The sequence below is a fragment of the Ensifer adhaerens genome, from assembly GCF_000697965.2.
Lineage (GTDB): Bacteria > Pseudomonadota > Alphaproteobacteria > Rhizobiales > Rhizobiaceae > Ensifer > Ensifer adhaerens.
Genome location: NZ_CP015881.1, coordinates 704955 through 726523, shown reverse-complemented (window position 1 = coordinate 726523; position 21569 = coordinate 704955). Strand labels below are relative to the sequence as shown.

At 63.3% G+C, this 21569-nt stretch carries 19 protein-coding genes; 7 read left to right on the top strand and 12 right to left on the bottom strand.

What is annotated here, in order from left to right:
- Positions 1-3: 3 nt before the first annotated feature.
- The 4 genes from FA04_RS22900 to ligD are packed head-to-tail and all read right to left on the bottom strand — an operon-like array spanning position 4 to position 5111.
- On the bottom strand, positions 4-645 hold the full coding sequence (locus FA04_RS22900) for an alpha/beta hydrolase family protein (protein WP_034799647.1): 642 nt from the start codon (positions 643-645) through the stop codon (positions 4-6).
- A gap of 1 nt (position 646) precedes the next feature.
- Entirely contained in the window at positions 647-1729 is a 1083-nt protein-coding gene (locus tag FA04_RS22895; RefSeq protein ID WP_034799646.1) for a tetratricopeptide repeat protein, read from the bottom strand.
- Positions 1729-2613, bottom strand: a complete 885-nt coding sequence (gene ku, locus FA04_RS22890) for a non-homologous end joining protein Ku (protein WP_034799645.1) — start codon at positions 2611-2613, stop codon at positions 1729-1731. The genes FA04_RS22895 and ku overlap by 1 nt, the downstream gene beginning before the upstream one ends.
- 26 nt (positions 2614-2639) lie before the next feature.
- Positions 2640-5111, bottom strand: a complete 2472-nt coding sequence (ligD, locus tag FA04_RS22885; protein WP_034799644.1) for a DNA ligase D — start codon at positions 5109-5111, stop codon at positions 2640-2642.
- A 133-nt stretch (positions 5112-5244) separates the two neighbouring features.
- Between ligD and FA04_RS22880 the strand changes: the two genes are divergently transcribed.
- From FA04_RS22880 to FA04_RS22870, 3 genes are all read left to right on the top strand, one after another.
- Positions 5245-5892 carry a TetR/AcrR family transcriptional regulator gene (locus tag FA04_RS22880; protein WP_034799643.1) on the top strand — a complete coding sequence of 216 codons (648 nt, stop codon included), beginning with the start codon at positions 5245-5247 and terminating at the stop codon, positions 5890-5892.
- Between the two features lie 164 nt (positions 5893-6056).
- The gene (locus FA04_RS22875) at positions 6057-8336 is read left to right on the top strand and encodes a methyl-accepting chemotaxis protein (protein ID WP_051659499.1); all 2280 of its coding nucleotides are present in this window, start codon (positions 6057-6059) and stop codon (positions 8334-8336) included.
- 127 nt (positions 8337-8463) lie between these two features.
- Positions 8464-9273 carry a phosphate/phosphite/phosphonate ABC transporter substrate-binding protein gene (locus FA04_RS22870; RefSeq protein WP_034799769.1) on the top strand — a complete coding sequence of 270 codons (810 nt, stop codon included), beginning with the start codon at positions 8464-8466 and terminating at the stop codon, positions 9271-9273.
- A gap of 25 nt (positions 9274-9298) precedes the next feature.
- Here the strand turns inward: FA04_RS22870 and FA04_RS22865 are convergent, their stop codons facing one another.
- Positions 9299-10042: an SDR family oxidoreductase gene (locus FA04_RS22865; protein ID WP_034799642.1), complete on the bottom strand. Its 744-nt coding sequence runs from the start codon at positions 10040-10042 to the stop codon at positions 9299-9301.
- Between the two features lie 97 nt (positions 10043-10139).
- Between FA04_RS22865 and FA04_RS22860 the strand changes: the two genes are divergently transcribed.
- Entirely contained in the window at positions 10140-11045 is a 906-nt protein-coding gene (locus FA04_RS22860; RefSeq protein ID WP_034799641.1) for an AraC family transcriptional regulator, read from the top strand.
- A gap of 129 nt (positions 11046-11174) precedes the next feature.
- On the top strand, positions 11175-11762 hold the full coding sequence (locus FA04_RS22855) for a YqaA family protein (protein WP_034799640.1): 588 nt from the start codon (positions 11175-11177) through the stop codon (positions 11760-11762).
- Between the two features lie 16 nt (positions 11763-11778).
- Here the strand turns inward: FA04_RS22855 and FA04_RS22850 are convergent, their stop codons facing one another.
- The 4 genes from FA04_RS22850 to FA04_RS22835 all read right to left on the bottom strand — a co-directional run bounded on the left by FA04_RS22850 (position 11779) and on the right by FA04_RS22835 (position 16672).
- Positions 11779-13218, bottom strand: a complete 1440-nt coding sequence (locus tag FA04_RS22850) for an amidohydrolase family protein (RefSeq protein WP_034799639.1) — start codon at positions 13216-13218, stop codon at positions 11779-11781.
- On the bottom strand, positions 13211-14317 hold the full coding sequence (locus FA04_RS22845; RefSeq protein ID WP_034799638.1) for an amino acid ABC transporter permease: 1107 nt from the start codon (positions 14315-14317) through the stop codon (positions 13211-13213). The genes FA04_RS22850 and FA04_RS22845 overlap by 8 nt, the downstream gene beginning before the upstream one ends.
- 3 nt (positions 14318-14320) lie before the next feature.
- Positions 14321-15469 carry an amino acid ABC transporter permease gene (locus tag FA04_RS22840; RefSeq protein WP_051659498.1) on the bottom strand — a complete coding sequence of 383 codons (1149 nt, stop codon included), beginning with the start codon at positions 15467-15469 and terminating at the stop codon, positions 14321-14323.
- Between the two features lie 171 nt (positions 15470-15640).
- Positions 15641-16672 carry an amino acid ABC transporter substrate-binding protein gene (locus FA04_RS22835; RefSeq protein ID WP_051659497.1) on the bottom strand — a complete coding sequence of 344 codons (1032 nt, stop codon included), beginning with the start codon at positions 16670-16672 and terminating at the stop codon, positions 15641-15643.
- 239 nt (positions 16673-16911) lie between these two features.
- Here FA04_RS22835 and FA04_RS22830 point away from each other — a divergent pair, with 239 nt between their 5' ends.
- A complete protein-coding gene (locus tag FA04_RS22830) occupies positions 16912-17598 on the top strand; it encodes a GntR family transcriptional regulator (RefSeq protein ID WP_034799636.1) in 687 nt (228 codons plus the stop codon).
- A gap of 154 nt (positions 17599-17752) precedes the next feature.
- Complete coding sequence (locus FA04_RS22825) at positions 17753-19342, top strand: ABC transporter substrate-binding protein (protein WP_034799635.1); 1590 nt, start codon at positions 17753-17755, stop codon at positions 19340-19342.
- 59 nt (positions 19343-19401) lie between these two features.
- Here the strand turns inward: FA04_RS22825 and FA04_RS22820 are convergent, their stop codons facing one another.
- From FA04_RS22820 to FA04_RS22810, 3 genes are all read right to left on the bottom strand, one after another.
- Entirely contained in the window at positions 19402-20076 is a 675-nt protein-coding gene (locus FA04_RS22820; protein WP_034799634.1) for an HAD family hydrolase, read from the bottom strand.
- Positions 20077-20189: 113 nt separating this feature from the next.
- The gene (locus tag FA04_RS22815; protein ID WP_034799633.1) at positions 20190-20861 is read right to left on the bottom strand and encodes a metallophosphoesterase family protein; all 672 of its coding nucleotides are present in this window, start codon (positions 20859-20861) and stop codon (positions 20190-20192) included.
- A gap of 214 nt (positions 20862-21075) precedes the next feature.
- A complete protein-coding gene (locus FA04_RS22810; RefSeq protein WP_034799632.1) occupies positions 21076-21447 on the bottom strand; it encodes a hypothetical protein in 372 nt (123 codons plus the stop codon).
- Between the last annotated feature and the right edge of the window lie 122 nt (positions 21448-21569).

The window sequence follows — 21569 nt, the reverse complement described above, 5'->3', positions numbered from 1 at the left end:
GGATCAGCGTGTCAGCCGGGCAGCCCAGGCTGCCACCGCATCGGCCAAGGTCCTTAAATGATCGGCGGTCGAAAAGCCGGAAATGCTCTTGCGCGGTTTGAGATCATGGTCTCCGTCCTCGAGCCACAGGACTTCGATCGCATCGGAAAGCACGTAGTTCTGCACTTCCTCGCGCGTGCCGAATTCGTCGCGGGTTCCCTGGCAGATCAGCGTCGGCGTCTTGAGGCCGGCCAGGTGCTTGGTGCGCAGTTGCTCGGGCTTGGCTGGCGGATGGAAGGGATAACCGAGGCAGAGCAGCCCGGTGATCCTGCCGGCCGCATGCAGCGGATCGGCGATCATGCTCGCGACGCGTCCCCCCATCGACTTGCCGCCGATGATAAGTGGGCCTTTGACGTCCAGATCCTCGATGGCGGCGAGATATTCCGGATTGAGCGTGTCGGCGCGAGGCGGCGGCTTGCGCCCCTCAACGGTGCGCCTTGCCGCCATATAGCCGAACTCGAAGCGTGCAACGCGAAAGCCTGCCGTCGCAAGCGCCCCTGCGGTCGCGGTCATCGAAGCCGAATCCATCGGCGCGCCGGCGCCATGGGCAAGAAGGATGGTGACCGCGGCATCGTCGGGTCCGTCGAAGAGAAATTTGTCGCCCATATCAGCCTGTTCTCGGGCGGCTCTGCAGGTCGACATATTGCACGCCGCGCTCCGCCGTTCGCGCCCATTCGCTATCGCTATCGAGTTCGAGATAGCGGGTCCACCAACGCTTCGCCTCCGCGAGATCGCCGGCATCGAATTCGAGTTTCGCCAAGTTGAAGACGGCGTCGGCATAGTCGCCGTCGATCTCGATCGCCTTCCCGAGATGCCTGCGCGCGGCGTCGATCCGCCCCCGTTCGTTCATCAGCCCCGCGAGGTTGAACCAGGCCTCGACGAAGGATGGATCGAGCTTGATGGCGCGGGCGTAATCATGGGCCGCATCTAGCTCCCGTCCGGCTGCCTTCAGGCAATTGGCGCGGTTGAAGGCCGCGACCGAATCCGTCCGGTCCATGGCAAGATAGCGTTGATAGAAGGCCGCAGCCTCCAGGTAGTCGCCATTGGCTTCCGCCTCCTCGGCCAGATCGAAGAGATCTTCCAGGGCGGCATCGTCGGGTGTGTCGAGATCGAAGAGCAATTGCCCATTCAGCTCGCTCAGGCCCTCGGCGCTGCGGGCATAGATCGCATCGGTGCCACCGTGGTGCAGCGAAAGCGCCGTCAACGAGGCGACCGGTCCGGAGCGATGAACGGACCGGGCGATCGCGCTCCAACTCGCGCCGCTGGCAATCAGCTCGGCATATTTCCTGGCGAGGATGAGGTCGCGGAACGAGTAGGGCTCGCTGCCATGCTCGAAAGCGTCGAACAGGGAGAGCAAGTCGAAGATGCGCGGCGAGAGCCTCGCCTGATCGATCAGCGACTGGCGACTAAGCGCGGACGCAGCCGGCACCGACATCAACCCCAAAAGGCGAAGAAAGCCGTTCTCGCTGATAAGCCACCGCCCGGACGAATGTTCGGCATCGAAACGGGCTTCGATCTCCGCCTCGCTCGATTTGGCAAGCAGGCTGCGGCCGAACACCAGATAGGTCGTCTGGCGCGTCACGCCGCGACGCACGTGGCCGTGCTGGCGCTCGACCTCGCGCGCCACAAGCCGGCGCGGGAAGGCCGACAACGCCCCGACGATACCGAATGTCTGGCCTGCAACAGCCATCAGGCTTTCTTCTTCGCGGCCGGCTTTGCCGCCGTCCGCTTGGCTGGCGCTGCCGCCTTGGTGGTTTGCTTGGCTGCCGGCTCGGCCTTGGGCTTGCTCTTTGCAGGCGGCTTCGACTGCGACAGGCTCGCCTTCAGCGCATCCATAAGGTTGATGACATTGCCGCGCTCAGGGGCTGCCGCAATGATCGGCTTATGACCTTTGAGCTTCTCGCGGATCATCTTCATCAGCGCGATCTCATAACGATCCTCATAGTTCTTCGGGTCGAAGACCGTCATCTTCTGCTGGATCAAGGCTTCGGCAAGCTGCAGCATTTCAGGGTCCGGATGACCAACGGGTACATTGCCGAAATATTCAGCGGTTCCGCGCACTTCGCTCGGGTTTCTCAGCGTACAGACGAACATTCCGGTTTCGCGCGCGCCGATGGTCACGACGCGTTCACGGCTCGAAAGCACCAGGCGCGCGATCGCCACCTTGCCGCTCTTTTTCAGCGCTTCGCGCAGGACGACGAAGGTTTCCTCGGCCATCGCGCCGTCGGGCGCGAGATAATAGGGCGCGTCCTGGTAGATCACGTCGACGGAGCCTTCATCGACGAAGGCCTCGATGTTCATCGTGTGATTGGATTCGATCCTGACGCTGTCGAGATCGCTGTCCTCGATGATGATGTACTTCTTGTCCTCGTATTCGTAGCCCTTGACCAGATCCGAGCGCTCGACGAGCCCGAGTTCCGGATCGACCGGCTTCATGTTGATCCGGTTGTGGGTGTCCTTGTGCAGCTGGTTGAAGCTGATGCGCTCGCTCGAACTGGTCGCCGGATAGAGCCTGACGGGGCAACTGACGAGACTGAGTTTGAGATAACCTTTCCAACTTGCCCTGGGCGCCATTGATGTCTCCTACGCGGCCAAACGCATTACGTCCTCGTTTCGGACAGAAGCGGCAGATCCTTGGCAAAGTCGTCGATATCCGCCCAGGGATCGCCGAAAGTATCCAGAAGTCCAGGCAGCGAAGAATAGTTCAAATCCTCCGGAGCGTCGATAGTCTCCAGATCCGCCCACTGAAGCGGGGCCGAAGCCGGCAGATTGGTGCGTGCCCGCAGCGAATAGGGAGCGGCCGCCGTATGGCTGCGGGCATTGCGGTGGAAGTCGATGAAGATGCGCTTGACGCGGTTTTCCTTGCCCATGGTCGTGGTAAAGGTCTGGGGTGCGGTCGCCGCCAACCGCGTCGCTATCGCGCTCGTTGCCTGGTGTGTCTTCTTCCAGTCCAGCTTCGGCTTGACCGGCACCACGACGTGGATGCCGCTGCCGCCAGACGTCTTGACGAAAGGAACGAGGCCGATTGCTTCCAGCTCGCCGCGAATATGGACCGCTGCCTCGACCACGTCGCGCCACGAGATCCCCTCGCCGGGATCAAGATCGAAGACGACGCGATCGGGCTTCTCCAAGCGCGTGCGCCGCGAACCCCAGCTATGAAGCTCGATCACGCCGAACTGAGCGAGCGCCAGATAACCCTTCGTGCCTTCGATCGAGAGGAAGGACTTGCTCTCGCCCTCGGAATTGGTCGCGTTGAAGCCGACGATGGAGGGCGGCATGCCGGTGAAGGGATGGCGCTGGAAGAAGCAATCGGCCCGCTTCCCCGTCGGGCAGCGGAAAAGCGACACCGGTCGTCCGAGGATATGCGGCAGCATGAAATCGCCGACGAGCGCATAGTAGACGGCAATGTCGAGTTTGGTCGGTCCGGATCTTCCGAACACCCGGCGGTCGGCGTTGGTCACCTGGATCGTCGCCAGGTCGGCGTCCGTGATCAGCCGCTTGCGCGGCGCCGTCGCCGGGGCCGAAAGCTCGACATCGCGAAGCCCCTTGAACACCGCATGCCGCAAGACATTGTCGGTCGTGCGGTTGGAGTAGTGGATGCGGGCGGATAGCACCGGCCGCACCCAGAGGATTTCCTTGGGCGCACCGTCCAGCGCGGTCTCCCCCCCGCGCAAGGCTTGCAGCCGGGCGAGTAATTGCTTGGCTGTCGCCGCATCGAAGCCGGTGCCGACCTTGCCGCGGTAGTGCAGCTCGCCGCCCACCCACTCCCCGAGCGCCAGTGCCGCCAGCCCCTCGGCCGCCTCGGAGACGGTGTAGCCTGCGATCACGAAGTCTTCGCTTTTGAGCGCTTTGGTCTTGGTCCAGGTCTGGGTGCGTCCGCTGCGGTAGGGTGCGGAGGCACGCTTTGATACGATCCCTTCCAGCCCCAGCTCGGCCGCCTGATCGTAGAGCCCGCGCCCGTCACCTTCCACATGATCGCTGAACTGAATGGCGGAACGGCTCGATATCTGCCCTTCAAGCAGCTGAGCCAGCAGACCCTTGCGCTCTTCCAACGGAACTTCGGTGAGATTCCAGCCGTCGAGATGGAGGATGTCGAAGGCATAGAAGACGAGCTTGCCATCGGTCCCGGATGAAAGAGCCTCCTGCAACAGCGAGAAGCGGCTGATGCCCTTGTCGTCGAGAGCGACGATCTCGCCATCGATCATCGCTTCCCGACAAGGCAACTTTCGGAATGCGTCTGGCAGATCGCCGTAGCGTTTCGTCCAGTCGAGCCCGCTGCGCGTGATCAGCCGTACGGAACCATCCGAGAGATCCGCCATCGTGCGGTAGCCATCGAACTTGATTTCGTGCAGCCAAGTCTGTTCTCCCGGTGAGGCCCCGGGCGGTTTCGGGATAGGGCTGGCGAGCTGCGGCTCGATCCGCTGCGGCTTCGGACCTTTCACAGCGCCCGGCAGCGAACCAGGCTTGAGGACGGCCGGCTTCGCCGCTTTAGCCGGCTTCTTTGGCGGCTCGACCAACTCTTCGATGCGCCGCCCGCTTTTCACGCTCTCCGGGCGTGCCGTCAGAATGTCGACATCAGGATCGGCGGCTGGATCATGCTCTTTGAACAGCAGCCAGTTGCGCGTGTCGTCGTCTCCCGGTTTCGGCTTCAGCCGCGTCAGCATCCAGCCGCCATTGAGCTTCTCGCCGGCTAGACGGAACTTGAACGCGCCGGTTCTCAGGCTCTTTTCGATATCGTCCATCGGTGCCCAGACGCCGGTGTCCCAGACGATCATCGGTCCACCGCCATATTCGCCTTCCGGGATGACGCCCTCGAAGTCGATGTAGTCGAGCGGATGATCCTCGGTCTCGACAGCCAGCCGTTTGTCGGCGGGGTTGAGCGACGGCCCCCTGGGGACCGCCCAGCTTTTCAGCACGTCGCCGACCTGTAATCTGAGATCATAGTGATCGGCAGTGGCATGGTGCTTGTGCACGACGAAACGATTGCCCTCCCCGCCACTTCTTCCGGCAGGCTCCGGCGTCCGGGAAAAGTCCCGCTTCGCACGATAGGTCGTGAGTTTCGACGTCGCCATGCAGCAAAGCTAGAACGTGTTCGCAAAGGTCGCAATATCCGCCACGGCCAGGACACGCGGCACAGAAATTTCGGAAAACAATTGCTTTCTCAACTCGGCTCACCTAAAAATTCGAAGAATTTGGAAAGCCGCCATGATCGAAAAGCAGAAGCCGCCACGCTCCCGCGGCCGTCCCCAGGTCCGACCGGACGACGAGACGCGCCAGGTGATCGTCCTCGCCGCCGAACGGCAATTCTGCGACCTCGGCTACGAGGCGGCGAACATCAACGTCATAGCTCAGAATGCCGGCGTTTCCACCAAGACGCTCTATCGGCTGTTTCCCACCAAGGCCGATCTCTTCGAGCGCGTCATCTCCCTCAGGATCGCCGAGTTCGTACTGGAAGCCGATGAAGAGAACCTGGAAGATCTGGGCGTAAGGGGTGGCCTGGTGCACCTGCTTGCCGCCTACGGACATCTCGTGCTCTCGCACGACACGATCGCGATCATCCGCCTGGTGCTCGCCGAGGCAGAACGCTTTCCCGAAGTTGCTGCCACCTTCTGGGAACAGGCGATCCAGCGGACAAGTGCCACCTTGGAGCGATGGCTGAGGACGCAGGTGGCCCACGGCCGGCTCGCGGTGGCAGACCCGCGTCTGACCGCAGGCATGCTGCGCGGCATGATGGCGATGGAGCCGCAACGCGCCGTCATGATGGGTTGCCTTGGCACCATCGACGAGGCGACGATCACGGCGCGAGCAGAAAGCTGCGCCGACATTTTCCTGACAGGCGCCTTGCCGAGATAGAGCCGTCGCTCTCCACGGCAAACTTTGGCGATGTCATCCAGCTGTCATCAAGCTGTAACGTGAGACAGTATAACTCTCCGCGCGGAAGCCCTTCCGCCGGACGCATGAGGCGTCGCGACCAGCCTTCGGCATGGCCTCCTCCCCTTGCACGTCCGGTGATTGTTATGCGTTTGTCCGCGAAGCTTCCTCTCGCTGCGGCGGCTCTGGCCGCCTTTTCCATTGCTGCCACCAGTCTTGCCAGCCTGACCGTCAGCGGCAATCTCTCGTCACGCGCGGCAATCGAAAAGCTGGAGGCGCTCGCCGATGCCCGCCGCAACGAGCTACGCCATTACCTCACCACCGTGGAAAACGACCTGCGCAATCTGCAAGCACAGAAGTCCGTCGCCAAGGCGCTAACCGACCTCAATGGCGCAGCCGCCAAGTTCGGGGAAAAGACCGAAAGCGAATTGCAGCGCCGCTACCTGGCGGAAAACCCCAACGCCGAAGACAAGCGCGCCCTCTACAGCTCCGCCGGCGTCGACGACTACGACGCGCTGCATGCGCGCTATCACCCGTTCTTCCGGCGCTTCGCCGAAGCCCACGGCTATCGCGACGTGCTGCTCGCCAATCTCAGCGGCGATGTCGTATACGCCCTCAACAAGAAAGGGGATTTTGGCGTCAACCTCAAGGACGTGGCCTGGAAGGACACCGGGCTTGGCCGCGTCTTCCGGGAAACGGCCGAGGGAACGGACAAGAGCAAGCTCGCCTTTGCGTCCTACGAAGCCTATGCCCCGCTTGGCGGCAGCCCCGCTGCGTTCGTCGCCATCCCCCTGGAATCGATTGACGGCAAGATCGGCACGCTGATCCTTGAAATGCCGGATGGGCGCATCGGCGAAAATGTCGGCAACCGCACGGGCCTTGGCGAAACCGGCGAAACGATTTTGCTCGACAGTAACGGGTTCTTCCTCGCCGACAGCGCCGCCACACCCGGCAACGATATGCTGAACGCCCGGATCGTGGCCGACCAGCCGGCGGAAGACGGCATCGTCAGCAGCAGGCTTGCGGATTTCCGCGGCGAGGAAGCCCAGATGGCGGCCACCAATCTTGATGTTTTCGGCACGCGCTGGACCATTGCTGCGGTCATGACCTCGCGGGAGGCCTTTTCCGCGGTTACCGCCTTGCGCAACTGGACGCTCGCGACCGCGCTTGCCGTCCTCGCGGCTGCGCTGGCGATCTCCATCTGGTACTCGCGCCGACTGACGCACCCGATTACCGGTCTCGTCCGCGACATGAGCAGGCTCGCCGATGGCGACACGACGATCAGCGGTGTTGGCGGTACCCGCAAGGACGAGATCGGTGACATGGCCCGCTCCGTCCTTGTTTTCCGGGACGCTCTTCGCGACCGTGCCCGCCTCGAAACCGAGGCAGCGGAGACGCGAACCATGATCGAGGAGGAACGGCACGGCCGCGAGACGACCCAGGCCGAGGTATCGCGCCAGATCAACGAGGCCGTCGAAATGCTGGCCTCGGGGCTCGAACGCTTGTCCCACGGCGATCTGACGGCCCGCATCGACCGCCCCTTCGGCGCCGGCTTCGATCGCCTGCGCTCGGACTTCAACCTGTCGCTGGAGAGCCTGGCGGTCACGCTCGGTGACGTGAAGGCGAGAAGCGCCGAGATCGACGGCGAAACCGGCGAGATGCGCGACGCCATCGGCCAACTCGCCAAGCGCACCGAACATCAGGCGGCGACGCTGGAGGAAGCGACCGCGGCGCTCGGCGCAATCACCGCCACCATCGGCCGCACCGCAGAACACGCCACATCCGCAACCACGATCGCCGCCGCTGCCAAGGCGAGTTCCGATCGTTCGGGTCAGGTGGTGATGAACGCCGTCTGCGCCATGGCCCAGATCGAGAAGGGATCGGTCGCCATCTCTCAGATCATCGGCACGATCAACGATATCGCCTTCCAGACCAACCTCCTGGCGCTGAACGCAGGGGTCGAGGCGGCGCGTGCCGGCGAAGCGGGTAAGGGCTTTGCGGTCGTTGCCCATGAGGTGCGGGAACTCGCGCAGAAGTCGGCGCAGGCCGCCCGGGAGATCAAGGCGATCATCACCGCGTCGGCCGAGGAAGTGGCGAAGGGCGTTTCTCTCGTCAGGGCCGCTGGCGACGCGCTCGACGAAATCTCCGGTCAGATCCACGCGATCAACGAGCAGACGCTGCAGATCGCGGGCGACGCGCGCAACCAGGCAACCGACCTGCAGCACATCAACCAGACCATGCTGTCGCTGGACGCCGTGACCCAGCAGAACAATGCGATGGTCGAGGACAGCACCGCCATGACCCACAGGCTCTCAGGCCAGGCATCCGCCCTGTTCGATCTGGTCGAGCGCTTCCGCACGACATCCAGCGGACGTCGATCTGAAACGGCCGCGGTGGAGTGGGCTGGCCTTCGCCGCACGGCCTAGCACCGCACATCGGCGCCGCCATCCAGACGCATGGCTGCCACCGCTTTGGCGCCGCGACCACGGCCTTGACGCTTCGCCGAACGCATTTTACGCCATGGCGGGAGTGCTCATGGAGCGCGGGGAAATCATGCGGATAGCCAGCCTTGCGATGTATGTCAGCCCTCAGCCGCTCGCGGCCGCAACGGCAACGCTCTGGGCGTTCCTGCGCGACGACCTGCGGCGCGAGGGCCTGACGGATGTGCCCGACCGATTGGACGCCGTCCTCCATCATGCCGATGCCTGGCTTCATCCGGCGCTGCTGCTCGCGCAGACGTGCGGTTATCCCTACGTGCGGCATTTGCGCGGCAAGGTTCGCCTTGTCGCTACGCCGGTCTACGGGCACCCGGGCTGCGACGGGCCCGACATGTGCAGCTTCGTCATCGTGCGAGCAAACGCACCGGTCCGTTCCCTTGAAGATCTCCGGGGGACACGGGCTGCCATCAACGATCCGATCAGCAATTCCGGAACCAACCTGTTGCGCGCGGCGATCGCGCCCCGCAGCCGCAATGGCCGGTTCTTCTCCTCTGTTGCCGAAACCGGCAGCCATTTGGCAAGCATCGATGCGGTTGCATCGGACACTGCCGACGTGGCCGCCATCGACTGCGTGACCTATGGCAATACGCAACGTTTTGATCCGGAACGCGTGGCCGGTCTGCGGGTCTTGACCGCCACTGCCAGCACGCCGGGCCTGCCTCTCGTCACCCGCGGCGACGCCTCGGACGACGAGCTTTTGCTGCTGTGCAGTTCACTCGGACGGGCGATTACGGAGCCCAATTTGGCTGAGGCCCGCGCTGTGCTTTCCCTAAAAGACTTCGCGGTTCTGTCGGATGCCGATTACGAGCCTGTGGCGGAACTGGCGCGGTTCGCGCATCGTCTCGGCTACCCCGAGATCGCCTGAAGACGCGCAGTTGAGTTCAGGTACGTCAGCCTGCCTGTGCCAGCGCCACCGCATCGTCGCCGGCCGGGAAATGGAGCTGGCCGGACAAATCGTTCGCCGCTTGCCAGACGGCCTCCGCGACGTCGGCCTCGGTCGTCACCAGAGACGGTGCTGCAAATTGGGCGAAGATCGGCGCTGCGAATTCGGCATAGGCCTCGGGGATCAGGTCCTCGACCCGCATCGTCGTGTTGTGAGCAAAGCGCGTGGTTGGCGCGTAACCCGGCTCGACCAGCTTGACACGGATATCGAAGGCGGCAAGCTCGTGGGCAAGCGAACCGGTGAAGCCAGTGATCGCCGTCTTGCTGGCGGTATAGGCGGCAGCCAGCGGCATGGAAGCAAGCGTCACGCTGGAGGTGACGTTGACGACGACGCCGGACCGGCGAGCACGGAACTGCGGGATCACCGCCTGGGTCATCGCCATCACGCCGAAGGTATTGGTGTCGAAGACCTTGCGGATATGGGACATCGGCGTTGCCTCGAAGGCACCCACCACGCCGATGCCCGCATTGTTGACGAGCGCATCGATCGGACCGCTTTCCGCGATGGCGGCTGAGACGCTGTCGGGATCGGTGACATCGAGTGCCAGCAAACGAAGCCGCTTCGAATTCGGCAGAATATCGTGTCGGGGCGAGCGCATCGTGGCAATCACGCTCCAGCCTTCGGCATGAAAGCGGCGCGCAGTCTCCAGCCCGTAGCCGGAAGAGCAGCCAGTGATCAGTACGGTCTTCATAGCGGTATCCTTCGTGGTTGCGATGGAAACGGAGTACTGCGCGGACTGCGGACGTTCTACGGCTTGAAGTCCTGATTTTATTTGCTAGCATCCTGAAATGACCGATCCCCTCTCGCAGCTTATTCAGCTTCTCCGCCCACGCACAGTGTTCACCAAAGGCATCAGCGGTGCCGGCCGCTGGGCGGTTCGCTACTCCGAATTCGGTCATCCGAGCTTTTGTACCGCCATCGAGGGATCGTGCCGGCTGGCAGTCGATGGCGAGGCGCCGGTGACGCTGCAGGCGGGCGACTTCGTGTTGTTGCCTCGCACGCCCGGCTTCACCATCTCGGGCTTCGATCCGGTTCAGCCGACCTTCATCGATCCCAAGGCGGCGCCGTCACCGGTCGGCGAAGTTCGCCATGGCAGGCAGGACGGCGAACCGGACGTGCGCCTGCTCGGCGGCTATTTCGTCCTCGACTCGCCCGACGCCGGACTGCTCGTTTCGCTGCTGCCGGCATTGATGCATTTGCGCGGGATAGAACGGCTTTCGACGCTCGTCCGCATTGTGGGCGAAGAAGCACGCGACGAACGCCCGGGCCACGACCTGGTTCTCGCACGCCTTGTGGAAGTGATGCTTGTCGAGGCGCTTCGATCAATTGAAGGGGAGAGCGCGGCACCCGGCCTGTTGCGCGGGCTGGGAGATGCGCGGCTGGCGGTGGCCATTCGCCAGATCCACGCCGATCCCGCCCATCCCTGGACCGTGACGGAGCTGGCGCACGAGGCCGCACTGTCGCGCTCCGTCTTCTTCGAGCGCTTCACGCGCGCCGTCGGCGTGCCACCGATGGAGTATCTGCTCGTCTGGCGCATGGCGATCGCCAAGGACCTGCTGCGGCAACGCGAACTGGATCTTGCCGCCGTCGCCGAACATGTCGGCTACAGCTCGGCAAGCACCTTCAGCACGGCCTTCAGCCGCCATGTCGGGCAACCGCCAGGGCGCTACGCGCGCATGGCGGCTGCCCAATAATACCGGCACGGCTTCTCGTGAGAATTGTCTCAAATACAGAAGTCAGCCACATTTACACCCTGCTCTCTGGCCTATAGACGAGCCTTGGGGCCCGTAAACGGACCCCGGGCCAACAGAGAACCGCACCTCATGCTCCGACGCCTGTACGATTGGACAATGTCGCTCGCGACACGGGAAACCGCCATTGTCTGGCTTGGCATCATTGCCTTTGTCGAAAGCTCGATCTTCCCGGTTCCGGCCGATCTTCTCTTGATCCCGATGGCGCTGGCGCGCCCGGAACGGGCCTGGCGCTATGCGCTCGTGGCGACGGTCTGCTCGGTACTTGGCGGCATCGCCGGCTGGTATCTCGGCCATTATGCCTTCGACACCATCGCAAGGCCATTGCTCGAGTTCTACGGCAAGCTCGACACCTTCGAGCATCTGAAGGCCTCGGTCGACAGTGAGATGCTGGCATTGCTGCTCGTCACCTCGGGCCTGGCGCATCTGCCGCCGATCAAGGTCGTGACCATCCTTTCAGGCGCCGCCAACATCAATCTCGGCCTGTTCATCGTCTCGGCGATCATTGCCCGCGGCGCGCGATTCTTCCTGCTCGCCTGGCTGCTGCGCCGTTTCGGCGAAGAGATCCGGGATTTCCTCGAAAGGCGTCTTGGCGCGCTGGCGGGCGCGGCGGCGACAGTCCTGATCTGCCTCTTCGCCGCACACCGCTTTCTGTCCTGACGGACCGCGGCCGGAATTACCTGCGCGGCAGTGAGAGCGGCGCAAGCGTCCCCATTGCGCGACCCTTCGTGTCGTTCTCAGCCGCCTTGCGGCAAGCGTAGTCCTGCGCTTCCTGGAGCTTTGCGAGCGCGCCGTCATAATCGATCAAGGTCGGGCGGCCATCACTGACGACGCAAGTGCCGTCCACGTGGACACGCTCGATCGCCCGCTCGGCCGCGCAATGCAGGAGATTGCGCAAGGGGTCGTAGACCGGCTGCATGGCGTGGTGCCTGAGATCGACCACCAGGAAATCCGCCTTCGAGCCGACGGCGATCCGGCCGATGTCGTCCCGGCCAAGTGCCCGCGCGCCGGCGGTCGTCGCCGCCTCGAAGATGTCGCCGGTGGATACGTCGAAGACGGACTTGCCCGAGAGCCGCGCGCAGATCATCGCCTGGCGCATTTCTTCGAGCATGTTGAACGGATAGCTGTCGGTTCCGAGCGCGACGTTGACGCCGGCGCGGCGGTAGCGGCCGACCGATTCCAGTGCCATGCCGCTGCGCGAGAAGGTGACCGGGCAATGGGCGACGGTCGTCTGGCGTTCGGCGAGCAGACGCAAGTCGATCTCCGTGCGCTGTCGCGTCCAGGAATGGCTGTCGACGAAGATGCAATGACCAAGGATCAGGTCCTTGCCGAGCAGACCCAGCTTTTCAAGATATTGTACGGCCGTCAGCCCGTGCCGGCGCAAGAGTTCTTCGTGCTCGGTCATGGTCTGGGCAGCATGAATGGTGATCGGCATGCCGCGCTGACGCGCTGCCGCCACCGCATCCTGCAGCAGTTCCGGCGAGCAGGTCTCGATCTGCGACGGTGCGACGACGCCGCCAAGGCGGCCCGATGGGTGTGCATTCGCAGTATCGACGACCTCAAGCGCTCGCGCAAAGGCATCGCGCCCCCGCGCCCTGTCCCAACGGAAGTCAAGACGATGGCTGTCTTCGACGTGCCATTGCGCTTCGCGGAAACCCGGCGCGACGAAGGTGCGTGCACCACTCTTGGCAAGCGTCGGCAGCCAGCTCGCATGCGGGCCGGCAATATCGAGCAACGTGGTGACGCCACTACGCATCAGGTCGCCGACCATGACCGTCAGCGACGCCTCGATCGCATCGTCATCGATTTCCAGAAGGTTGGAGTATTCGTAGAGCGCATTGCCCCAGAGCGCTGCCGTCCCCATGTCCTCGAAGATGCCCTTGGAGATCGGCTCCTCGCCGGAATGGCAATGCACGTTGACGAAGCCCGGCAGGATCATCCGGTCGCGGCCGGAGCTTTCGCTGACGAACGGACCGTCATAGTGGCCGCCGACATGCACGAAGCCCTTCTCGTCATAGGCGACGTCGGCGTCGTTGAGATAGACATGGCCATTAAGCTTGCGGTCGAAGGCGACGAGCGTATGCGCTTTGCGGATGACGTGGATCTCTTTAGTCATGCGTGGTCCTGAAATATTGCTCAAGGAAACGGCTGTAAGCCCCCATGAGAGCGCTGAAAACGAAGTATACAACAGCCGCGAAGACATAGCCCTCCAGCACCGCGATGCCCTGCCATTGCGGGTCGCGCATGGCGGTGCGGACGGTGTCGAGGAAGTCGAGCAGACCGACGATCGTCACCAGCGTTGTATCCTGGAAGAAGCCGATGAACAGGCTGACCAAGGGCGGAATGACCTTCTTCAGCGCCTGCGGCAGCACGATTTTACGCATGATCTGCCAGTAATGCAGACCCAGCGAATGGCCGGCCTCGACCTGCCCGTTGGGAACCGCCTGCAGGCCGCCGCGCACGATCTCGGCGATATAGGCGGCGGCAAAGAGGATGATCGCCACCTGCGCCCGGACGAGCTTGTCGATGGTGATGCCATTGGGCATGAACAGGGGCAGCATGACCGTCGCCATGAACAGGATGCTGATCAGCGGCACCCCGCGCACGATCTCGATGAAGCCGACGCCGAGGACGCGGATTGCCGGAAGGCTCGATGCGCGGGCGAGCGCCAGCGCAATGCCAAGCGGGAGCGCGCAGGCAAGCCCGATGAAGGAGAGCATGAAGGAAAGCGGCAGCCCGCCCCATTGCGTCGTGGGCACGACCGTGAGCCCGAAATAGCCGCCCGCCATCAGCACATAGAGCACCGGCAGGACGACGGCGACCCAGGCGATCAGCAGTCCCCGCCCCCAGACCTTCGGCATCATCGAGACGAGGCAGGCGCCGAGAAACAGAAGCATCGCCGTCAGCGGACGCCATTGCTCTTCAAAGGGATAAAAGCCGAAAAAGATGTAGCGCATCTTCGCCGACAGGAACGGCCAGCAGGCGCCGCTGGTCGCCTTGCATTCCGCCGGCGTGCCCACAAAGGTGGCGTCGACGAAGAGCCAGCCGATTGCGAGCTTGGCGAGCGCAAAGACCGTGCCGAGGCAGAGGATGGTGATCAGCGCATTGCCGGGCGTGCCGAAATAGGCGCTGAACCAGCGGCTGCGCGATGCCGGTGGCGCTTCGCGGCTCGGCGCAAGCGTCGCATTGCTCGCGAGGGTGTCGACCTGTGTCATGGCTCAGCGCTCCCTCAGCGCGACCCGCGCATTGTACCAGTTCATCACCAGCGAGATCAGGATCGACAGGCCGAGATAGACGCCCATGAAAATGGCAATGGCTTCAATCGCCTGGCCCGTCTGGTTCATAATCGTGTTTGAGACCATCACCAGATCCGGATAGCCGATGGCGATCGCGAGCGAGCTGTTCTTGAACACGGTCAGATAGGTGTTCGTGAGCGGCGGAATGATGATGCGCAGCGCCTGCGGCAGGATCACGAGCTTCAGCGTGCGTGCCCGCGACAGGCCAAGTGCCGTCGCCGCTTCCCACTGCCCCTTGCTGACTGCCTGGATGCCAGCGCGAACGATTTCCGCGACATTGGCCGACACGCTGAGCGTCAGCCCTAGCAGAAGCGCCACGAATTCGGGGCGCAAATGATAGCCGCCGCTCAGGCGGAAGCGGCCGAGTTCCGGCACATCCCAGGTGACCGAGATGTTTGCGAAGAGGATGGTTGCGGCGAGCGGCAGCAGAAACGCGATCGTCGCGAACAGGGCAATCGGCCGCTCCTTGCCGGTTACGATGCGGCGGCGGCCGAGAATGCGCGCGGTAACGACGGCGGCAGCGACGCCGACAACAAAGGCCGTGACCAGCGCAGCGAAACCGCTCTGCCAGTGCAGCGCCGGCGTGACCAGACCGCTGTTCGACAGAAAGACGCCGGGAAGCATCTCGATCGCCTGCTTGACTGGCGGAAACACGGAGATGATCAGCGAATACCAGAGCAGAAGATAAAGCAGCAGCGGCACGTTGCGCAGCGCTTCCACATAGGCAAGCATCAGCCGCGACAACACCGGATTGTGCGACAGCCGCCCGATGCCGACCAACAGCCCGAGAACAGTGCCGAACAGGGCAGCGAGCAGCGAAACCTTGACCGTGTTGGTGATGCCGACGAGGATCGCGCGGCCGATCGTATCCGTCGGCTCATAGGTGATGGCAGATTCGGTAATGACAAATCCGGCCTGGCGCGCCAGGAAGCCGAAACCGGTCGCAATATCCTGCTTGGCAAGATTGGCGCTTGCGGTGCTGAACATCACCCAGGCGATGAGCAGCACGACGCCGACGGCGATCACTTGATAGAGATAGGCGCGAATGCGCGCGTCATAAAACAGGGGCATCGGCACCCGTCCCTTGGAGCACAATGATCTCGGGCCGGCGCGACCCAAGATCATAACTTGATCGATTTCTATCGTTTATAGTACGGCGGCATACCGCGCGCACTCTCCACGGGCCGATTAGGCACCATGTGGAGACGTGGACCCGAGCGAAACGCGCGGGCCCGTCGATTCTCAACGGAACGGCGGTGCGTAGAGCAGGCCACCTTCGCTCCAGCGCGTGTTCGGGCCACGCGTCAGGCCAAGCGCGGTCTTGGTGCCGAGGTTGCGCTCGAACACTTCGCCGTAGTTCCCGACGCCCTTGATGATGTTGTAGCCCCACTTGTTGTCGAGGTTCAGCATCTTGCCGAGTTCTTCGCTGACGCCGAGCATGCGCTGGATCTCCGGATCCTCGCTCTTGGTCATCTCGTCGACATTGGCCTGGGTGATCCCACGCTCTTCGGCAGCCATCAGCATCCAGGCAGACCAGGAGACGATGTCACGCCAGTTGGAATCGTTCTGGCGAACGGCCGGCGCCAGCGGCTCCTTTGAGATCGTTTCCGGCAGCACGACGTAATCGTCCGGGTTGTTGGCAACGGCGCGGATCGAGGCAAGGTCCGAACGGTCGGACGAGATCGCCTCGCAGCGGCCGGAGAAGAAGGCGTTGCGGTTTTCGTCCGGGCTTTCGAAGACGACCAGCTCGAACTTGCCGCCGATCGTACGGAAGAAGTCGCTGAGGTTCTGGGCGGTCGTGGTGCCCGGCAGCGTGCAGATCGCTGCGTCGGTCAGTTCCTTGGCGCTGCTGACGCCGAGCGACTTCGGCACCATCAGACCCTGGCCGTCGTAGAACACGGTCGGGCCGAAATCGAGCCCGAGTGAGGTTTCGCGCGAAAAGGTCATGGTCGTCTGGCGCGACAGCATGTCGATCTCGCCGGACTGAAGCGCCTGGAAGCGCGTATTGATGTTGGTCAGGACGAAGTCGACCTTTTCCGGATCGCCGAATACGGCAGCCGCCACGGCGCGGCAGACATCGACGTCGAAGCCTTCCATGTGACCCTTGGCATCGGCCGTCGCAAAGCCCGGCGTGCTCATCGAGACGCCGCAGATCAGCTTGCCGCGGGCCTTGACGGTTTCGAGCGTCGTCGCGGCGTTGGCAGCGGTCGCGGCCACCAGGCCGACGGCGATGCCGGCAACTGTCGCACAGAGCTGCAGAATCCTGCTGTTCATGAATTCCCTCCCATTGGCTGTTCCCTTTCAGGCCTTCTCAGGTCGCGCGGTCCTCTCCGCACGCCTCCTCCCGAACCGGCCGGCACCGGTCTTGTTTGTCGGCGCCTGCAATTGCATACGACAAGAGAATACAAACATCAACATTATTGTATACAATATTGACGACCATTTGGACGGGCGCTATCGAAGACAAGGGACATGTTCGGCCGGTCCCCGATCGGCCCGTTGGGGAGGCAACCTTGTCTGAGAAATCTAGCCGCAGCGAAGTGGTCTACAAGCTTTTGCGCCAGGCGATCCTGGAACAGGCCCTGAGGCCCGGAACGAAACTTTCCGAAGATACGATCGCCGACCATTTCAAGGTCAGCCGTACCAGCGTTCGGGCGGCCCTGGTCCGGCTCAACGCAGAAGGCATTGTCGATTTACGCGCCAATAAGGGCGCCTGCGTGGCCGAGCCGACATTGGAGGAAGCCCGCGACATCTTCGCACTGAGACGCATGCTCGAAGCCGAGGTGATCCGACGGCTCGTCGCCGATCTCGACGCCGCCGGCGTCAAGCGGCTGCAGCAGCATGTCCGGCAGGAGGAGACGGCGCTTACAGATCACGGCCCGCTTTCGATCCGGCTCGCTGGCGAGTTTCACATCCTGCTTGCCGAGCTTACGGGCTCACAGGCGCTGACGCGGTTCGTCCGCGAGATCGTCTCACGCTGTTCGCTGATCCTTGCCCGGTTCGCGCGGCTGCATTCGCCGGAATGTGCCGTCGACGAGCATGTCCAGATCATCCGCGCCCTGCAATCGCGCGACACCGCCACGGCGGAACGGATCATGCTCGAACACCTCGACGCGGTCGAGCTTCGCGCCGAACTCGACACCGACAAGACCGAGCCGGATATCTCCGCGATCCTGCAACGCTACGCCCGCAAGGGGTGACGGCGCCTCAACTATTCGGTCGAGAACACGACTTTCTTTCGCCGATCTGCGCCACCATCTGTCGCGCGGCAACACACCAGGCGCGGCATCTGCCTCCAATATCTGCAACGATACCGGTTACACCGGGTGGGTCTTGCAAGAGAGGGAGTAAGACATGCCAATTGAACTGGAATTCATGAGCAAGCAGGTTGCCGCGGGCCGGCTGTCGCGACGGGAGTTTCTCGGACGGGCCGCGGCACTCGGGATAACCGCCGCCTCGGCGAACCTGCTGCTTGGCCAAGCGGCCCGCGCCGCAGGGCCGGTCAAGGGCGGAACACTCAAGGCGGGCCTCGTCGGCGGGGAATCGACGAACAGCCTGGACCCGGCAACCTGGGCAAGTCAGGTCCCCTACACGCTCGGGCGCTGCTGGGGCGAACAGCTCGTCGAAGTCTCGCCGACGGGCGAGATCGAGTACCGGCTTGCGGAAGCCTACGAGGCGACGCCGGACGCCAAGACCTGGCGCTTCAAGATCCGCAAGGACGTGACCTTCCACAACGGCAAGGAGCTGACCCCGGCCGACGTGGTGGCGACGTTCGAGCGTCATGGCGACGCGGACTCCAAGTCTGCGGCCCTGCCCTTCGTTCAGGACTTCGAGACGATCAAAGTCGATGGCGACAGCGTGGTCATCACGCTGCGCGCGCCCAATGCCGACCTGCCCTATATCGTCAGCGATTACCACCTGATGATCCAGCCGAACGGCGGCAAGGACGACCCGACGGCGGGCATCGGCACCGGCCCCTACAAGGTCGTGTCCAACGAGCCGGGCGTCAAACATATCGCAGAGCGGCACGAAGGTTATTGGGGCTCGGCCGAGCGCGGCCATGCCGATCAGATCGAAATCGCTGTCATCAATGACTCGACCGCTCGAACCGCGGCCCTCCAGAGCGGCCAGATCCACATGATCAACCGCATCGAGCCCAAGGTGGTCGCCCTGATCAGTCGCCTTCCCGGCGTCGTCATACGGAATGTGCCGGGCAAGGGTCACTATGTCTTCATCACCCATTGCAACACGGCGCCCTTCGACAACAACGACCTGCGCCTGGCGCTGAAATATGCCGTCGACCGCGAGGAGATGGTGGCAAAGGTGCTCGCCGGCTATGGCACCGTCGGCAACGACACGCCGATGATCAAGGGCTATCCGCTGTTCGACAACGATATCGAGCAGCGCGTCTTCGATCCGGACAAGGCGAAGTTCCACTACAAGAAATCCGGGCACAGCGGCTCGGTTCTGCTTCGGACCTCCGATGTCGCCTTTCCCGGCGCTGTCGATGCGGCACAACTCTTCCAGATGAGCGCCGCCAAATGCGGGATCACCATCGACCTGAAGCGCGAACCGGGCGACGGCTACTGGTCGGACGTCTGGAACAAGCAGCCCTTCAGCATGTCCTATTGGACCGGCCGGCCGACGCAGGACCAGGTCTATTCGATCGCCTATCTCTCCAAGGCCGAGTGGAACGATACCCGCTTCCTCCGGGAGGACTTCGACAAGCTGATATTTGCGGCGCGTGGTGAACTCGACAACGCCAAGCGCAAGGCACTCTATCATCAGGCGGCGATGATGCTGCGCGACGAAGGCGGCGTCATCGTACCGATGTTCAACAACTATATCGACGCGACCAACGACAAGGTCGGCGGTTGGATCGACGATCCGAACGGCGAACTGATGGGCGGGCACGCGCTGACGAAATGCTGGCTCAACGCCTAAACCAGCGACGCGAATGACGGGAGGTCCGCACGCGGCCTCCCGTTCTCATCGACGGGTTTTCAAGCGGTACGGCGCAGTGATACCGTGCCGTCTGTTGCGCGCTCCACCGCGATGTCGTGGTAGCGGGCAAGCGTCATGTGCGGCGTTCCCTCGGCGGCCGCATGCGCACCGGTGACGACGACGACATCGGCCCCGGCTGCGAGCCCGGCCAGAATTCCGGCCGGCGCGTCCTCGAACACCAGGCAATCCTCCGCACGCACGCCCAGCCGCTCGGCCGCCATCCGGTAGCCCTGTGGATCGGGCTTGCCGATGGAAACATCCTCACCGGTGATCATCAGTTGGGGCATCGGAATGCCGGCGGCCGCGAGACGGCGCACGGCGAGATCCAGCGGCGCGGACGTCACGATCGCCCACCTTTCCGGCGGCAGAGAATTCAGGAAATCAACCGCACCGGGGATCTCGACAATACCTTCAACGTCGGCGATCTCGGCCAGCGCCAGGTCGTAGGCTTCCTTCTCCGGATCGATGTCCGGCAGCTCGAGATTGCGGATCGTATCGACGGCGCGCACGCCATGTACGGTTTTGGTAAACTCGACTGGGTCGAGACCATTGCGCTCCGCCCATGCGCCCCAGACACGCTCGACCACGGCCATGGAGTTCAGCAACGTGCCATCCATATCGAACAGGAGGGCAGCAAAATTCTTCGTGAAAACGGATGAAGGCGCGGCGTCCAAGGCAATCCCCTGAGATGATGAGACGGGCGGCAAAGGCTTCGCCCAGCGGAGAAGCCACACCTACTACCGGAGAGCCGCCCGCACAATGCCATTTACGCCACCGATGCCAACGCTCACTCGACGCGCCAGGCAGCCTTGCTCGCCGTCAGGAAGTCGATCGGCCCGCCCGCCTGATCGTCGTCGAAGATGGCGCAGGAGAGGATGCCGCTGAACACCGCGCCGGAATCGACATTGGTGCGGTTTCCGACCGTGCGCGGATTGGCCGTGCTCGGCGTGTGGCCATGACAAAGGTGCCGGCCCCAGTACTCGCCGGAATAGTCGTCGGGCGGCCGGATCCAGAGGAAAACCCCGTCGTCCTGTTGTTCCAGCGGCCGCGTGTCGTCGACGCCCGCATGAACGAAAATGCGAAAGCGCTCGACCAGGATCGTCGGCAGCTCCTTGATCCATTTCAGGTGCCGCCCGGGAACCGTGCCGTCATAGGAGATCAGCGTCTCGCGGCCACCGTTGACCAGCCACCAGTCGACATCGCTTTCACCACTGCTGGCACCCCAAAGCATTTCCTCGTGGTTGCCCTTGAGGGTCAGCCAGGTCCAGCCGGGCTTCGTCGGACCAGCCATGATCAGTTCAATGACGGCGCGGCTGTCCGGCCCCCGGTCGATCAGGTCGCCGAGAAAGATCACCCGCCCCGTTGGCGCATAGTCTTCGATTTCATCCAGCAGCGCGCGCAGCTGGTCGAGGCAGCCGTGAATATCGCCGACGGCGAACGTCAGATGCCGGACGGCCATGCATTCACTCTCCAAATTCCGATAGCGGGCGCCGGCCGGTTCGAGGCCGAAAATATCGCCAGATCAAGGCGCTATAACATGCCTTTTGCGGAAAGGATGCAAGATGCGGCGGCCGCGACGCGGACCCGTGCGACAATTAAGAATGAGGGCCGCCGTGTAAGGAGCCACGGGCGAGATGCCCGCACTTGGGAGCCACTATTGTGCCGTCCTGATGTCAGCGTCGGGAATGACCCTTGGCGATGGTCGAGCTGGCGATCGACACCGGGTCGCTTGCCGGAAAAGTATCCTCGAGTCCTTCGTCGAGTTGCTCTTCCATCGCATCGCGATCATGCGCCCGGCGCGCGTTCGGCAGGGTGCCGCGACGCACCCCTGCCTGGTCGCCGGCGGCCGCGACCGTTTCGTCGGCCGCAATGGCCGCATGCAGAATTTCCTTTGCCTTCGCGATCGCGTTCAGCCGGTTAAGGGATCCGGCCTTGTCCTGGGGACACATCACTGTCACCACCTCATCGCCGTCGCCTATGAATTCGACGGTGAACCCTGAGCGACCGGCTCTTTCGGCAGTGACCTGCAGGCCGACGATGCGCATCGGACCTCTCCTTCCTTGGGCCGTCCCGAAGGGCCGAGGCCGCGTTGGCCGCCTCGGCCGTGGCGGGAACGAAATCGGGGTGTGTTTTCAAGGAAGCGTCGAGGCCGGGTTTTGTTCCGACC

Bases quoted from the DNA above. Each gene is read 5' to 3' on its own strand.
- FA04_RS22900 (WP_034799647.1), bottom strand. From the start codon at position 645: ATGGGCGACAAATTTCTCTTCGACGGACCCGACGATGCCGCGGTCACC.
- FA04_RS22895 (WP_034799646.1), bottom strand. From the start codon at position 1,729: ATGGCTGTTGCAGGCCAGACATTCGGTATCGTCGGGGCGTTGTCGGCC.
- ku (WP_034799645.1), bottom strand. From the start codon at position 2,613: ATGGCGCCCAGGGCAAGTTGGAAAGGTTATCTCAAACTCAGTCTCGTC.
- ligD (WP_034799644.1), bottom strand. From the start codon at position 5,111: ATGGCGACGTCGAAACTCACGACCTATCGTGCGAAGCGGGACTTTTCC.
- FA04_RS22880 (WP_034799643.1), top strand. From the start codon at position 5,245: ATGATCGAAAAGCAGAAGCCGCCACGCTCCCGCGGCCGTCCCCAGGTC.
- FA04_RS22875 (WP_051659499.1), top strand. From the start codon at position 6,057: ATGCGTTTGTCCGCGAAGCTTCCTCTCGCTGCGGCGGCTCTGGCCGCC.
- FA04_RS22870 (WP_034799769.1), top strand. From the start codon at position 8,464: ATGCGGATAGCCAGCCTTGCGATGTATGTCAGCCCTCAGCCGCTCGCG.
- FA04_RS22865 (WP_034799642.1), bottom strand. From the start codon at position 10,042: ATGAAGACCGTACTGATCACTGGCTGCTCTTCCGGCTACGGGCTGGAG.
- FA04_RS22860 (WP_034799641.1), top strand. From the start codon at position 10,140: ATGACCGATCCCCTCTCGCAGCTTATTCAGCTTCTCCGCCCACGCACA.
- FA04_RS22855 (WP_034799640.1), top strand. From the start codon at position 11,175: ATGCTCCGACGCCTGTACGATTGGACAATGTCGCTCGCGACACGGGAA.
- FA04_RS22850 (WP_034799639.1), bottom strand. From the start codon at position 13,218: ATGACTAAAGAGATCCACGTCATCCGCAAAGCGCATACGCTCGTCGCC.
- FA04_RS22845 (WP_034799638.1), bottom strand. From the start codon at position 14,317: ATGACACAGGTCGACACCCTCGCGAGCAATGCGACGCTTGCGCCGAGC.
- FA04_RS22840 (WP_051659498.1), bottom strand. From the start codon at position 15,469: ATGCCCCTGTTTTATGACGCGCGCATTCGCGCCTATCTCTATCAAGTG.
- FA04_RS22835 (WP_051659497.1), bottom strand. From the start codon at position 16,672: ATGAACAGCAGGATTCTGCAGCTCTGTGCGACAGTTGCCGGCATCGCC.
- FA04_RS22825 (WP_034799635.1), top strand. From the start codon at position 17,753: ATGCCAATTGAACTGGAATTCATGAGCAAGCAGGTTGCCGCGGGCCGG.
- FA04_RS22815 (WP_034799633.1), bottom strand. From the start codon at position 20,861: ATGGCCGTCCGGCATCTGACGTTCGCCGTCGGCGATATTCACGGCTGC.
- FA04_RS22810 (WP_034799632.1), bottom strand. From the start codon at position 21,447: ATGCGCATCGTCGGCCTGCAGGTCACTGCCGAAAGAGCCGGTCGCTCA.